This window comes from Rubripirellula obstinata (assembly GCF_001642955.1).
GTDB lineage: Bacteria > Planctomycetota > Planctomycetia > Pirellulales > Pirellulaceae > Rubripirellula > Rubripirellula obstinata.
In genome coordinates this window covers 17,133-31,638 of record NZ_LWSK01000008.1, presented here as the reverse complement: position 1 = coordinate 31,638, position 14,506 = coordinate 17,133, and the positions used below count along the sequence as shown (strand labels likewise).

At 53.4% G+C, this 14,506-nt stretch carries 9 protein-coding genes; 3 read left to right on the top strand and 6 right to left on the bottom strand.

Going from position 1 to position 14,506, the window contains the following annotated elements:
* Nucleotides 1-35 precede the first annotated feature (35 nt).
* On the bottom strand, nt 36-521 hold the full coding sequence (bcp, locus tag RC85_RS04295) for a thioredoxin-dependent thiol peroxidase (RefSeq protein ID WP_068259065.1): 486 nt from the start codon (nt 519-521) through the stop codon (nt 36-38).
* A 174-nt stretch (nt 522-695) separates the two neighbouring features.
* Here bcp and rsfS point away from each other — a divergent pair, with 174 nt between their 5' ends.
* Nucleotides 696-1,226, top strand: a complete 531-nt coding sequence (rsfS, locus tag RC85_RS04290; RefSeq protein ID WP_235033289.1) for a ribosome silencing factor — start codon at nt 696-698, stop codon at nt 1,224-1,226.
* A gap of 137 nt (nt 1,227-1,363) precedes the next feature.
* Complete coding sequence (gene argS, locus RC85_RS04285) at nt 1,364-3,346, top strand: arginine--tRNA ligase (protein WP_068258992.1); 1,983 nt, start codon at nt 1,364-1,366, stop codon at nt 3,344-3,346.
* 144 nt (nt 3,347-3,490) lie between these two features.
* Here argS and glgB read toward each other — a convergent pair whose 3' ends face one another.
* Nucleotides 3,491-5,356, bottom strand: a complete 1,866-nt coding sequence (glgB, locus tag RC85_RS04280) for a 1,4-alpha-glucan branching protein GlgB (RefSeq protein ID WP_068258990.1) — start codon at nt 5,354-5,356, stop codon at nt 3,491-3,493.
* A 225-nt stretch (nt 5,357-5,581) separates the two neighbouring features.
* The gene (locus tag RC85_RS04275; RefSeq protein ID WP_162273164.1) at nt 5,582-6,922 is read right to left on the bottom strand and encodes an outer membrane protein assembly factor BamB family protein; all 1,341 of its coding nucleotides are present in this window, start codon (nt 6,920-6,922) and stop codon (nt 5,582-5,584) included.
* A 133-nt stretch (nt 6,923-7,055) separates the two neighbouring features.
* Here RC85_RS04275 and RC85_RS04270 point away from each other — a divergent pair, with 133 nt between their 5' ends.
* Entirely contained in the window at nt 7,056-9,968 is a 2,913-nt protein-coding gene (locus RC85_RS04270) for a hypothetical protein (RefSeq protein ID WP_068258988.1), read from the top strand.
* 135 nt (nt 9,969-10,103) lie between these two features.
* Here RC85_RS04270 and RC85_RS04265 read toward each other — a convergent pair whose 3' ends face one another.
* The 3 genes from RC85_RS04265 to RC85_RS04255 form a co-directional block, all read right to left on the bottom strand.
* Nucleotides 10,104-10,682, bottom strand: coding sequence for a Uma2 family endonuclease (locus RC85_RS04265; protein WP_068258986.1), 579 nt, complete (start codon nt 10,680-10,682; stop codon nt 10,104-10,106).
* Between the two features lie 418 nt (nt 10,683-11,100).
* The gene (locus RC85_RS04260) at nt 11,101-12,057 is read right to left on the bottom strand and encodes a tetratricopeptide repeat protein (RefSeq protein ID WP_149752769.1); all 957 of its coding nucleotides are present in this window, start codon (nt 12,055-12,057) and stop codon (nt 11,101-11,103) included.
* Between the two features lie 228 nt (nt 12,058-12,285).
* Complete coding sequence (locus RC85_RS04255; protein WP_068258980.1) at nt 12,286-14,445, bottom strand: Tex family protein; 2,160 nt, start codon at nt 14,443-14,445, stop codon at nt 12,286-12,288.
* Nucleotides 14,446-14,506: the final 61 nt, after the last annotated feature.

Sequence of the window (14,506 nt, the reverse complement as noted above, 5' to 3'; positions counted from 1 at the left end):
CCGACTGCGGAGCGGTGTGCCACTTTTCCTAATGCCTAATCGCTAATACCTAATACCTGACGCGCAGCGTCGATCACTTGCTGGTCGTGGCCGTCGACTTTGACTCGCTTCCATACTTTGGCGATCTTGCCTTCGGCGTCGATCAGATAGGTGCTGCGTTGGATGCCCATTGATTTTTTGCCGTACATGTTCTTCTCGCGGTAGGCACCGTACTTTTCGCTCATCGCGTTTTTGGCGTCTACCAGCAATGGGAACGGCAACGAATACTTTTCGCGAAACTTGACGTGGCTTTCGGCACTGTCACCGCTGACGCCAAGCAACTGGATGCCCAGTTCTTGGATCTCGGCGTATCGGTCACGAAATGCACACGCTTCCTTGGTGCAGCCCGGCGTATCGTCGCGAGGATAGAAATAGACGACGACAGGCTTCCCTTTTAGGTCTGCCAAGCGAACCTTCTGGCCCTGGTCGTCTGTCAGGGTAAACGCGGGGGCTTTTGAACCGGGTTCTAACCAATCGGCCATCTTTTGCGACTCTTCTGTTGCGGGTGAAATGGTGGAAATGTCCGCAAAACGATAGTGTTCTGCCAAGGTCAGTGACAGAACGGACAAATTTACTAGACTCTGGTCACTAGCCGATCGCCATCTTCTGATAATCGGCTCACTATTGACTCCCCTTTTAGCCCCCTAAGCGGTCCCGTGGAATCCAGCCACAACCAAGAAACTCCAGTCGATTCAACCCCATCAACGGAACCCGATCAAGCTGCAGCAACGGACAAACCCGTCAGTCCGCTGGGCTGTGCCTCGCGCGCGATTAGACCTTTGGGTGTCGAGTATGGTCGCAAGTTGGCGACCGAAGCGGCGCGAGTAGCGCTCGACAATAACGGGACCGAAGTGATGGTCATCGACGTCTGTGCTCAATCCGCCGAGTTCGACTTTTTTGTCCTCGCCACCGGAACCAGTCGTCGGCAATTGCACGCGATTAGCGAACAGATTGATGACGCGTTGGAAAAAGGCTTGGAGGACAAGCGATTGGGCATCGAAGGTTACGACGAAAGTCGCTGGATCGTGCTCGACTACGGCAGCGTGGTGATTCATTTGTTCGATGAAGAAACACGCGAATACTACGACCTCGAATCGCTTTGGGCGGACGGCAAAGCAGTTCCGCTGTCCGAGCTTGGTTTGGAACAGCGGCAAGGTGAAAAGAACGATTCGAGCGATGAGTCTTAGAGACGCACCCATCCGTTTAGGCGGAAGCGGCTTGTGAATCTAGTGAGACGCGGGGGGCGGTCAAGCTTCCGAGCTTTCCGGACGTTCCGAGCCAGCCCAAGGCCTCACCATTCGTGTTCAGTTTTCGATAAAATCAAATGCACTTCACCCAACTTCTGCAAGACCGGTTTCACGAAGCTCTCAAGCCGCTGACGGATGCGCCGGAATCCTTTGCGTCGATGATTCGCCCCACCACCGACCCCAAGCATGGCGACTACCAAGCCAACTTGGCGATGCCGCTGTCAAAGAAGCTTGGCAAGCCACCGCGTGACGTTGCCGCGGCGGTGGTCGAAGCAGTCAAATTGGATGACGTTTGCGAGACGCCGGAAATCGCCGGTCCAGGATTCATCAACTTGAAGGTCAAGGATTCTTTCCTGGCCGAACAAATTCGTGGGCTGCTGGGGGACGCTCGTTGTGGCGTCGGTAAAACCGATAGCACTCAGCCCATCGTGATCGATTTCTCGTCACCCAACGTCGCCAAGCCGATGCACGTCGGTCACATTCGCAGCACCGTGATCGGCGATTCGCTCGCTCGAACGCTGAAGTTCTTGGGCTACCACACGATCACCGACAATCACTTGGGCGATTGGGGAACCCAGTTTGGCATCATCATCTACGGCTACAAACACTTTGGTGATCCTGAAGTCGTCGCGAAAGATCCGGTGCCAGAATTGTCGAAGCTTTACCGACGCGTCAACGGATTGATCGAGTATCGAAAAGCGGTTGCGTGGGTGCCGGACATCGAACAGGCAATCGAAACCGCTCGCGCAGACGCTGCTGATTTGGAATCACAGACACCTGACCCTGCCGATGCCAAAGCTGCCAAGAAATTAAAGAAGTCCATCGCTTCGGCGAACCGTCGCGTTGAATCGCTGCAGTCGGAATTGGAATCGCTTCGCAGCAAGATTGCTGGCGTCGAAGCTGACCCAACATCGGCCGCCGACGCGGCGGCGCATCCCGATATCGACAAGGCAGTGCTTCAGGAAACGGCAAAACTGCATCAGGGCGACGCCGAAAACCTGGAACTTTGGAAGAAGTTCTTGCCGTTTTGCAAAGACGAAATCAATCGCGTCTACGATCGCTTGGACGTTCAGTTCGATCATACACTCGGCGAGAGTTTTTATCATTCGATGCTTGGTGGCGTCGTGGAACAACTCGAAAGCAAAGGCCTGGCATCGACCAGCGACGGTGCGGTGTGCGTGTTCCTGGACGGTTTTGATGCCCCGATGATTGTCCGCAAACAAGACGGCGCGTTCCTGTATGCGACCACCGACTTGGCAACGCTGCGTTATCGTTTGGATGAATTTAATCCTGCAGAGATTCTGTACGTTGTCGATTCACGACAGAGTGAACACTTTGACAAGATCTTCGCGGTGGCAGGTGAGTTTGGCCTTGCCGAAGTGAAGCTGGTTCACGTCAACTTTGGCACTGTGTTGGGCGAAGATGGCAAGCCGATGAAAACCCGCAGCGGTTCTCTGATCGGCTTAGAAAGCTTGCTCGACGACGCCGTCGATCGCGCTAGAACAGTCGTTTGTGATCCGCAGCGTTTGGAAAACTTCGATCCGCCGATGGAAGTCGCCGAACAAGAAATGGTGGCTGAAACGGTTGGCATCGGTGCGATCAAGTTTGCCGATCTTGGCCACCATCGAACCAGTGACTATCGATTCAACTTGGACAAAATGGTTGCGTTGGAAGGCAACACATCCACCTATGTCCAATACTCCTACGCTCGAACGCAAGCGATCTTGCAGCGTGCCGAAAAAGCCGAGAGTGACGTGATCGCAATGATCGACACTCACGGTTTGTCGTTTTCACATGTCGCCGAGCGAACGCTGGCACTCAGCCTGTTGCGGTTCGAGGAAGCGTTGCTGGCAGTCCACAAAGATTACGCACCCAACGCATTGGTCGATTACTTGCTGGACACCGCGCGAGTTTATTCACGTTTCAACGACAGTTGTCACGTCCTTAAAGCAGAATCCGAAGCGATTCAGGCAACGCGTTTGGCATTGGTCGCACTCACCGGCCGAGTCCTACAACTTGGCCTGCGGCTGCTAGGCGTCGGCGTCGTCCCCCGAATGTGATAACAACAGTTCCAAGTCGTTTAACCGCGTGGGCATCGCCCCGCGCCGTGAAGGTTTGCTAAATCGTTTAACCGCGTGGGCATCACCCCGCGCGTCCACGCGGAACGAAACGCGCGGGGCGATGCCCAACGCGGCTAAACAAACCTATTTGCCGCTCTTCTCGTCCAACGTCAACATCATGATCGCTAGCGGTGGAATGTTTAGTTCCATGCTGTACTTGCGGCCGTGACTGGCGATGTCATCTGTTTTACGCACGCCAAGATTGCCGATATTGCTGCCGCCATAGACTTCCGCGTCACTGTTTAGAATTTCGATGTACGAACCTTTTTCAGGGACCCCGATGCGATAATCGGAATGCGGGGTTGGCGTAAAGTTGACCACCACGACAACCTGTTGACCGTCGCTGGAAGTGCGACAATAGGTATAGATACTCTTGGCAGCATCGTCTGCCGCGATCCATGAAAAGCCTTCGGGTTCACAATCCAATTCGTGAAGCGCTGGATAGTCTTTGTGCAAGCGATTTAGATCGCCAACAAACTGCTGCAGTCCACCGTTTAAGTCGCCGGATTGAGCGGCCCAATCAAGCTGTTCTTTAAAGTTCCATTCGCTCGCTTGTGCGAATTCACACCCCATGAAGATCAACTTCTTTCCTGGAACCGAGTATTGATAGCCAAACAGCAATCGCATGTTCGCGAATTTCTGCCAGTCATCGCCCGGCATTCGCGACAACAATGATCCTTTCCCGTGGACGACTTCATCATGCGACAGCGGTAAAACAAAGTTCTCTGTAAACGCATAAACCGATCGAAACGCCAATTCGTTTTGATGGTACTTGCGGTGGACCGGGTCACGCTTGATGTATTCCAACGTGTCGTGCATCCATCCCATGTCCCACTTGAAACCGAACCCAAGACCGCCCGTGTACACAGGCCGCGAAACGCCACCATAGGAAGTCGATTCCTCGGCGAACGTCATGATGCCGGGGAAGTCCGCGTGCAGGTTCGAGTTCATCTCTTTCATAAACTCAATGGCGTCCAAGTTCTCGTTACCACCATAGTTGTTCGGAATCCACTGGCCATCGTCTCGGGAATAATCCAAGTACAACATCGACGCGACTGCATCGACGCGTAGTCCGTCGATGTGATACTCGCGAAGCCAAAACCGGGCGTTGGACATCAAGAATTCTCGGACTTCGTTTCGTCCGTAGTTAAAGATGTGCGTCTTCCAATCAGGATGGAATCCTTGCTTGGGATCATCGTGTTCGTACAAACCGGTGCCATCAAACCTAGCCAAACCATGAGCGTCGTATGGGAAGTGGGCGGGCACCCAATCCATGATCACGCCAATGCCGTTTTGGTGACAATAATCAACAAACTTTCGGAACTCATCTGGTCCGCCGAAACGACTGGTGGGTGCGAAATAACCAGTCACCTGATACCCCCACGAACCGTCAAACGGAAACTCAGTCACCGGCATCAATTCAATGTGAGTAAAGCCCAACGACTTGACGTGCTCGACCAGCATTTCAGCCAGTTCTTGATAGCTGTGATACTCGCGACCATCCCAGGGCCGTTTCCATGACGGCAAGTGTACCTCGTAGATCGAAACAGGACTCTGCAATGCATTGATTTGGCTGCGTGCTTCCATCCAATCCGTGTCGGCCCATTCATATTGGTTTAGATCATGGACGATCGAAGCGGTCGCGGGCGGATGTTCGGCAGCAAAGGCGAACGGATCAGCCTTGCTTAAAATCTCGCCTTCCTTGGTTCGGATGCTGTACTTGTACCGAGTTTTTTCAGTAACACCGGATACAAAACCTTCCCATACACCGGAGTCGCTGCCGCCAAGCCAATCTGCGCCGTGGGACCATCCATTCCCATCGGTCAACACGCTGACTTCGGTTGCATTGGGTGCCCACACAGCAAACCTGGCTCCCGAAACGCCGTCGCGAGTTTCCAGGTGAGCGCCAAGCCAGTGATATCGTTCGTGGTTTTCTTGTTGATGTGTCATGTTGGTGATCGATTGATACCTTCGAGTAAACAGGAACAGACGTGGACGGTGACATGCCCTCAGTGAACGCCACCATATACCTCCACCGCGCATCGGGGGAAGTCGTGCTCTCAGGCCCGGGAGGGGGCAGCGTTGCTCGCAAACCCTCTCCTTCGCTTTGGCTCGACCTCTTCCAAGGGGAGAAGTCAATTCCGCAGCGTTCGCATAGAACAACGCGATTCATAATCAGGATCCGATGCGATAGAGATTACTTTTTGTTCGGATGATTAGCGAGTCGCCGATGGCGATCGGGCTGGCCGTTGTGTACGGTTCGTCATCACCGAGCGAGTTGCTGCTGATCACACGCGGTGATTCTTCATCAAGCGGGCCAATCACATGCGTGGTTCCTTCTTCGCCGGTGACGTAAACGTATTGACCAGCAACCAATGGCGAACTTGAAAAATCGTGACGCGTCAGTGGAACCTGCAACGACCACATCGTCTTGCCGGTTTCCAGATCAACACCACTAACCGTTCCACGTTGTTTTTTTGATCCGCCTACGAAGATCACTTGATCATCAAAAATCGCGGGCGTGGGAACATCGCTGCCAACATCATCTCGAAACCACACAATGGATTCATTGCCTTCACCGGCGACAAGTTTCTTCGTGTCGAAAACTGTCACCGTTTCGCCGCGTGAATAGGGACAGACGACGTAGTCACCTGAAACAACCGGGGAAGCGATCGAGCGAAAGTTTGTCCTTTGCCCCGGATTGAGCCCACCGATTTTGCCCATCAAGTTTCCGTCGGCGGCATCATGAAGCGTCAAGTGATCTGCACCCAACACCGCAATCGCCTCTCGTCCGGCGACTTCAACTGAAACGGGAGTGGCGTAACTGTCATTGGCTTCAGCGGGAGCTTCCAAATTCCGATCGACCTTCCAAAGCTGATCTCCGGTTTTGGGATCCAAAGCAAGCAGGTAGCTATCGCCTTCTTGGACAACCGCAATCACCAAGGCACGCTGGGTCATTAACAGCGACGTGCCCAAATCCCACTTTAGCCGGTCAGGTCCGTGCTCTTCCTGAACGTTGATTTGCCATTGGATTTCGCCCTCCGAATTCACGCAGCCTAAATCTCCACTTCTAAAATAAGCATAGACCAAATCGTCTTTGGTTACTGGCGAAGGATTCGCTCCACCACCTTTGCGATGTTTCAGGCCCCGATCCGCACCGATCGTTTTGGTCCACTTTTCGGTCCCATCATCGATCGAAATCGCCACCAATCGATTCTCGCCGTCGAATCCGGTGGTTAAATACGCAGTCGCGCCCGAAACGACAGGCGTGCTGCCGCCCTTGCCCTGAATTGACGTTTTCCACATCACATTGGTTTGCTCGTCCCAGCGGATTGGGTAGTCACCTTTGCCCGCATCGCCGTTCTGATTTGGTCCTCGCCATTGCGGCCAGGAATCGCCTGCCAAGGCAGAACCGGGCTCGATCCCAGTCAGCGATGCGAGCACCAGCCCGCATATGACTGCGGCTGGGCGAAGGTGAAAAGCAAAATCTGGAATTGGCATGGGCAATCGCAGCATGATGAAATCCATCTGAGAAGATAAAACACAAAAATCTGGGAAGAGAATCGACGCCCTTGAGGTTAGAATTCTACCGGGTTATCGTCCATCGTGGGGTCCAGACCATTCGCCTCTGGAAGGTTTAGATTTGGAAATGAATTCTTCAGCGCAACTTTCAACAGCGAATCGCGATCAATCAACGCAGCTTGGTGCCGTCGCGGGAAAAATCTTGATCGCGTTAATGGTCGGTTGCGGCTTGTTCTTCAGCACCACGATCGCGTTCGCACAGCATGCTGAATTCACGGACGAAGACTTCGCGAAACTTTCTGAAGGCGATTACGCGACCCGCCATCAAGCCACCATGAACATGTGGAAGAATCGTGATCGATCTCGAAACGCGGTTCAGCGAGCAGCCCGAAACGAGGATCCCGAAATCGCTGGACGTGCGAAATGGATTCTACGCAAGTGGCGTCTGGGAGCACTTCCAGATACTCCGCCAGAGCTTTCGCGTCTGCTAGATGATGGCGATGGGCAATCTGCGATCTTGCGTCTAATTGAAAATGGTCAGTTCGGTGCCGCAGTCGTCGCGGTCGAAGAATCCGCGGGCACGCCCGCGCGAGAAGCCATCAGTCGGCGGGTCACCGCAGCCGTCACGCAGCGGTTTCCTGTTTACGCTCAATTGGCGATGAAGAGTCAATCCGTTACGCAGCTACTAAAGCTGATCGATCTGGTGGCCGAGACTCCTGAAATGTCGCTTTGCCGCATCCGTTTGATGCAACATCTTGATCTGCCGATTGATGATGAGAACTTGTTGCCGAAGTCATCATCAGCGTGGCCAGAAATCCAACAACAGCAAACCCGGATCGCCCTGCTGGTTGAACTCGGCCAATTCGATGCTGCAATTGAGATTGGGATTCAAAGCAACAATCCAGAATTGATTCGGCGTTGCCAAATGATCGCTGGCGATTGGCAAGGGTTAAAGAACGACGCTTATCAGTCCGCCACTCGGATGGAACGAAACACAGACGAAAACGATAGCGTTGCGATGTGGAAACACTGGTCGGATGTTCTTGTCGCCGCTTCGCGAACAGGTGACACGGCCAAGATTGATGAAGCAGTCACGCGATTGACGCTATCCGACGTTGAACAGCAACAATTGCAAGCAGAGGGACAGGACGAAAGCACTGACAAAAGCACGGAAACACCGAGGCAGCGACCTTTAGAGCTGCGCTGGCGATCGCTCGCGCTGCATGGAAACCTGCAGCCTGCAATGAGCATCCTTTCGGCGGTCGACCAAGCCGATGTGGTGAATTTATGGTTGACGTTATCACGGCCTGAAAAAGCTTTTGCGTCGCTGGAAACCACCACGACCGAAATTGATCAGAACCTACATCAATGGATCGACCAGGCCATCAAAAAACAACGCGATTCATCAGAGAACGCGTTGGCCGCAGAAACACAGCGGTTGCTCTCGCTGATGCAAGTGTTGACGATCGTCGGTCGCGATGACGCGGCGTGGTTGATCGCATCGGGTCTAAGCAGTGGCCACGGCAATACCGTCGCAACGGAAGGTGCAGGCGAACTGGTCAGCAGTGCTGTCTTGGACGGTTTGTCGGGCGTCGGACGCTCCGATTGGGCTTTCAAGTTGGCGATGCAGATGGACACGCCATCGGATGCGGGAAAAGGTGAAGATTCAATTTCCGCCAGCCGGATGGCAGCCATCGCTGGATCCTTGCCTGAAACAAGCGAAGAGACGCTGGAAGTCGTCTTGGCGGCGATGAAATCGATGCAACCAAAATGGAGTTTTGCGAAACGCTTGGAAGCGGCAGGACAACTGTTGCGGGGAAAAATCCCAGATAAATTTGATCCGCAAACCGACTTTCGTCGCTTTTACGAATTCGTCGGCCGTCCAAGATCGACTCGCAATCTCGCTGCCCGTTTTTCTCGCAGTGCGACTCTGCGAGGAAACATGCAAATCGTCTGGATGCTATCGCGATTGGATCAACCCGATCTGTCGTCCTCGCTTCTGCAGTTGCTCGCCCAATCAGGCGACCCCGACGCCATTCTGGAAATCGCAAACCGGGCACTCGATTCAGGCGACCTTGATTCCGCGGAAATGATTTTCCAAACGATTCGCGAAAGCGCGACGCTCAATGGAAATCGCGGCGTCATGTTTGGGGGTGAAAAGGTGCATCGCATTGCGTCCTACCCAAGCCTGACCGTCACCGGAAAGGCATTGGTGGGACAATGGATAGTGGCCAAGTCACGACGCGATGAAGCAAACGCGAACGCATTGAAACGAGAAATAGAAGTCGTGCTGTGCGGCCCATCGGCGGCCCTCAGGCGATCAGTCGCAGACGCTTTGTCCAAACGCGGCGAGAAAGAATGGGCAGCCGAAGTCTACGAAGGCATGCTCGCGTCCAGTTGGTTTTCCCCCGAACAATCGCTCGACTTTTATCAAGACGCCAGACGATTCGCACTCCTGGCCAGCAAAACAGATCCGTCGTCCGCCGCCCGCTGGTTCGACTTGGCCATGATCCAAATCATTGATTCGAACCAGTTTCTACCGACGGCATTCGTCACTTTGCCCGTCTACGTCCATCGCTGGTACTTGGAAGCAGCCATCGAAAATGGTGACCCAGTCCAGGCCGAATACCGAGTCAATGAATCCCTAAAACTGGATCCGATGGACCTAGACCTGACCGAACGACTGCTTCCACCGATGCGGGATGCTGGGATGCACGATCTCGCTGATCAAACGCTGCTGAAAGTTCTTCAGCGTTGTGAATCGCACGCAAAGGAATTCCCAGACGACGCGATGACACTAAACAACGTTGCCTGGGTCGCAGCAGTCAATCGCAAGCACCTCGATCGTGCCCTCAAACTTTCACGACAAGCCGTTCGAACGGAACCCGACAGCGCGATCTACCGAGACACGCTTGCCGAAATACTCTTCCTAAAAAACCAACCCGAACAAGCCATTCAAATTGAACAAGACTGCGTCCTCGATGATCCAGGCCAATGGCATCTGCACGAACAGATCGAACGATTCTCGAAAGCACTTTGAGTATTGATGTAGGCCGCGTGGAGCCAATCACAAATACTTCAAGCCACAGATGTGAGACTCAAGACATTGTCGACGACATGCGTACCTGAGACTTTCAATTGGTGATGATGAAGAAGAATTTGGCAAGACAAACGGTTAGGCGTCATCGGCTTCAAAATTGAACAGATCGCCAGTGTCCAGCACGGCGGAGCGATGGCACAGCGGCGAGAGACTTTGCCCGCGAGGAATTAATCGCAAATCGCGGTAAGTTCCACCGTCTGGCTGGGCCATGACATGAACTCGACGGTTGGGAACATCGACGATCCAGTACTCAGCGATACCGCCAGACGCGTACAGGTCCGCCTTTTCTCGCAAGTCGCTGGTGAGTGAGCTGTCAGCGACTTCAATCAAGAGTCGAATGTCGCCAGCCGTCGGTCGTTGGGCGCGGCGGGTGGTCGGGGTCAGCCACGCGATATCGGGCTCAGGTCGGTTGTCGTCTACGACAATGCCACACTGCACGCGAATGCGAAATTCCGTTGCAGACCTGCTGGCGTGCGACCATTCCTGAAGGTATTCAATGAGATCGTCGTGAATCGGTCCAGCAGGATTCATGATGCGTATCTCTCCGTGAATGAGTTCGATTTTCCCTGGAGGAAAAGCAGCAAAGGCACCATGGTCGACCATCCGGTCAAATTGGTCGCCAGTGATGTAAAGCTGATCGGTAGTACTGGACATGGGATCGCCAATTTACGAGGGTGATTAAACCAAGCTTTCAATATCAATCGTAGCCAATCATCAATTTGGCTGCAGCCTAAAGATCGACTTGATTAAAAACTTTTCGTACCCCTCATCAAACTCGTTCGCCATTGTCAAAGCAAAATCCTGGTCCCCTTGCCATTGCGACAGGGCGGTTGTTGAGCAATTGGGCAAAACAATTAAAGGGCAAAACGATGGTGCGCTGGCTGCCTATTGGAGTTGACCATTATGACCGCGCACCATCGTTTTGCCCCTCCATCGTTTTGCCCGAAAAAGGAATCTGTGAGCATTCAATGTTGAGGAAACAGGACGCTTCTCAGTGAACGCCAACAAGTGGTCGGCCTGGAAAGTCATCCAAGAACTCTGGTGCACGATTCCATCGGATGAGCTGCAAAAGTCAGTCCTTGAGTGCTTGGACCAGTTTAAGTTTTTCGTCGCATTGTTCTCGGTAGGCATCGATCTTGGCGGTTTGCCGCGCGGCGGTGTAATGCTTCAGCGCCGGAGCTTTGGCGAGGTGTTTCAGGAACAGGTCGGCTAGCATTCGGTTCCAGTGATACAGGTCTCGGTAAGGTTTTGCATCCGGTCCAAGATTCGAAGCTTCGATGGCAAGCGAGATCGCCTTGTCGGGTTCGCCCGCACGCTGCCAAGACTCAGCCGCCTCGGCCAAGCAGGAAGACCGTTTGCTTGGTACCTGCTCGGCGAGGTCTTGATACATTTCTGCCGACTCGACTTCTTTGTCCGCGAGACGCAACGTGAAGGCGAGCTTGGCGACTCGATCAAAGTCCAGTGGCTTGCCATCGGCTTTATCGAGTGCAATGAGTCGCTGCAAAAGATCAGCCCTGCGAGGCATGTCGTGTCTTAGCATCGTGACGGCTCTCTCTAATATGATCAGCGTCGTGCGATCTTTGGGGCTTTCCTCCAGCCGAGCTTGGTAACGCTGAAGCAATGCGTCACCCATGTTTTTGCGAGTCGCGATCCCAACCATCGACGACAACGCAAGCGAAGCGAACGCGGGTGCAGGCGGGTTCTCGACAATCTGCTCGGCTACCTCGTACGTTTTTTCCCATTCGCCAAGTTCGGGATAAACGTAAATCAATGCTCTTAAGACTTCGTTTCGATCGCGATTGGACGAATCAAAATCTAACGCAGCCTCGTAGGCGTCTCGACTCTGTTCAAACTTGCCAGCATTTCTAAACTCTCGTCCCGCCGTCCTCGCCTCTTTAAAGCTTGGATACTTCGCTGGACTCGACTTTTCCGAAGCAGTGGTTTGGGCGAGTACGCACGGCGCGGAAAACCCTGCGACGACGATCATCAACGAGAACAGCGATAGCGATGAAAGAACACGTAAAAACACTGCGAGCCTCACACAAAGAACAAAGGTAGAAGTAACTCGATTTGTAAACCTGAACCGATCGAGTTCCTTAAGTTTAGTTGGATGCACTACGTTCGTGGAGTCCTAACTGAATATCGAACAGTTCTCGGGGCAACAATTGTGAGCTCAAAAAACAGACGACTTGTGGACATACGAAGCCCGACCGCTAGCACTTTGAGGGGAAATTGTCACCGCGTGCGAACAACAACTTCAAAACTTTCGCGTCATCGCGATTCGCTTGCGTTGCTCATCGACTTCGACGACTTTCACTTTTACCACATCGCCCACTGACACAATTTCGTTTGGATCCTTGACGAACGTGTTGGACAATTGCGAAATGTGGATTAGTCCGTCCTGGTGGACGCCGACGTCCACAAACGCGCCGAAGTGTGTCACGTTGGTGATCACGCCTTCCAAGATCATTCCGGGTTTCAGGTCGGTCATTTTGTTGACCTTGTCATCGAACTTGACCGCCCGGAACTCGCTGCGTGGATCGCGACCGGGTTTTGCTAATTCAGCAATGATGTCGATCACCGTGGGAGCACCAAAACGATCATCGACAAAATCATTTGGGTTCAGCTTTTGGCTCAGCGTCGCGTTGCCCACCAACGACTTTGAATCGGCACCAATTTGCTTGGCCATCTTTGTCACCACCGAATAACATTCAGGGTGAACGGCTGAATTATCAAGCGGTTCGTCACCACCCCGGATGCGTAGAAAACCGGCAGCTTGTTCAAACGCTTTCTTGCCTAACTTGGGCACCTTGGTCAATTGCTTGCGACTGGAAAAACCACCATGTTCGTTGCGATATTCAACAATGTTCTCGGCCAACTTTGGACCAATCCCGGCGACGTGAGACAGCAGCGGCACGCTGGCCATGTTCAGATCAACGCCGACTCGATTGACGCACGACTCGACCGTACGGTCCAAGCACTTACGAAGCTGAGTTTGATTGACGTCGTGTTGATACTGGCCCACACCGATTGACTTAGGATCCGTTTTGACCAATTCAGCGAGCGGATCCTGCAAACGTCTGGCGATACTGATCGCGCCGCGGACCGTGATGTCCAAATCCGGAAACTCCTTGCCCGCCAATTCGCTAGCGGAATAGATCGATGCCCCCGATTCGCTGACCATCACCTTGGATACGTCCAGCTTGTGTTGGCGAATCAGATCGCCAACGAAGGCGTCAGTTTCTCGTGACGCGGTACCGTTGCCGATCGCGATCAATTCAACCTGATACTTGTTGATCATCGCCAACAGAGTTTTACCGGCACCGACAGTGTCATTTTTAGGCGCGGTGGGATAGATCGCCGTGTTGGCTAAGTACTTGCCAGTCGCATCAATCACAGCGACCTTGCATCCGGTGCGAAAACCGGGATCGATTCCGATCGTGACTCGCGGCCCCGCCGGTGCAGCCATCAGCAGGTCGTTCAAGTTTTTTCCAAACACAGCAATCGCTTCTTCGTCCGCTTTTTCTTTTAGCATTTGCATCACGGTGGTTTCGGTTGCTGGCTTTAACAGGCGATCGTGGCAATCCTGCAAGGCACCTTTCAGATCCTGGTAAAAAGGAAAGCTACGATCGCGTATCAACTTGAGCTCGATCGTTCGCATCACTTCGGCTTCGTCCATATCGACGCCGATCTTAAGCACGCCTTCGGCCTCGCCTCGCAGCATCGCCAGCAATCGGTGCGAGGGAACTCGACCGACGGATTCTTGATGATCGACGTACAGTTCAAACTTCTCGACCGCGTCTTTCTTGCCGCGTTTGACCTTCGATGTGATCGACCCGCGATCGATCGCGTGACCATGCATCCAGGTGCGAATATCGGCATCTTCGGCCCACGTTTCCGCCACGATGTCCAGCGCCCCGGCGAGCGCCGCATCGGAATCAGGAACTTCTTTGTCGGGCGATACAAAGCGGCCCAGAATCGCTGACTTTGATTCGGACAATTGTGTTTGCGAGAGCAAAAGATCAGCAAGCGGCCCAAGTCCGCGTTCGCGGGCGATCGTGCCTCGTGTCCGACGTTTGGGTTTGAACGGCAGGTAGATCGCTTCCAAGGTTGGCAGGTCGGTGCAAGCTTCGATCTTCGCCCGCAGTGAATCCGTCAACAGTCCCTGTCCATCGATCGACTTCAGCACCGTGACTTTTCGAGCGGCCAATGCATTGGCTTTTTCCAACGCATCCTCGATTGCTCGGAGTGCGATTTCGTCCAGCCCACCGGTCGCTTCTTTGCGATAGCGAGCGATAAAGGGAATCGTGTTTCCATCGGCAAGCAAGTCGATCGCAGCGGAGACTTGCTTGTGGGGAATGCCAAGCTCGTCGGCGATGGCTCGACTAAAATGGTTACTGGAAGGCTTCGTTGCCATAGTGGTCGTCAAACAAAGGGTTCGTGGATTGAATCGGGGAATGGATTCTAAAGTTTGGTCG

Bases quoted from the DNA above. Each gene is read 5' to 3' on its own strand.
- bcp (WP_068259065.1), bottom strand. From the start codon at position 521: ATGGCCGATTGGTTAGAACCCGGTTCAAAAGCCCCCGCGTTTACCCTG.
- argS (WP_068258992.1), top strand. From the start codon at position 1,364: ATGCACTTCACCCAACTTCTGCAAGACCGGTTTCACGAAGCTCTCAAG.
- glgB (WP_068258990.1), bottom strand. From the start codon at position 5,356: ATGACACATCAACAAGAAAACCACGAACGATATCACTGGCTTGGCGCT.
- RC85_RS04275 (WP_162273164.1), bottom strand. From the start codon at position 6,922: ATGCTGCGATTGCCCATGCCAATTCCAGATTTTGCTTTTCACCTTCGC.
- RC85_RS04270 (WP_068258988.1), top strand. From the start codon at position 7,056: ATGAATTCTTCAGCGCAACTTTCAACAGCGAATCGCGATCAATCAACG.
- RC85_RS04265 (WP_068258986.1), bottom strand. From the start codon at position 10,682: ATGTCCAGTACTACCGATCAGCTTTACATCACTGGCGACCAATTTGAC.
- RC85_RS04255 (WP_068258980.1), bottom strand. From the start codon at position 14,445: ATGGCAACGAAGCCTTCCAGTAACCATTTTAGTCGAGCCATCGCCGAC.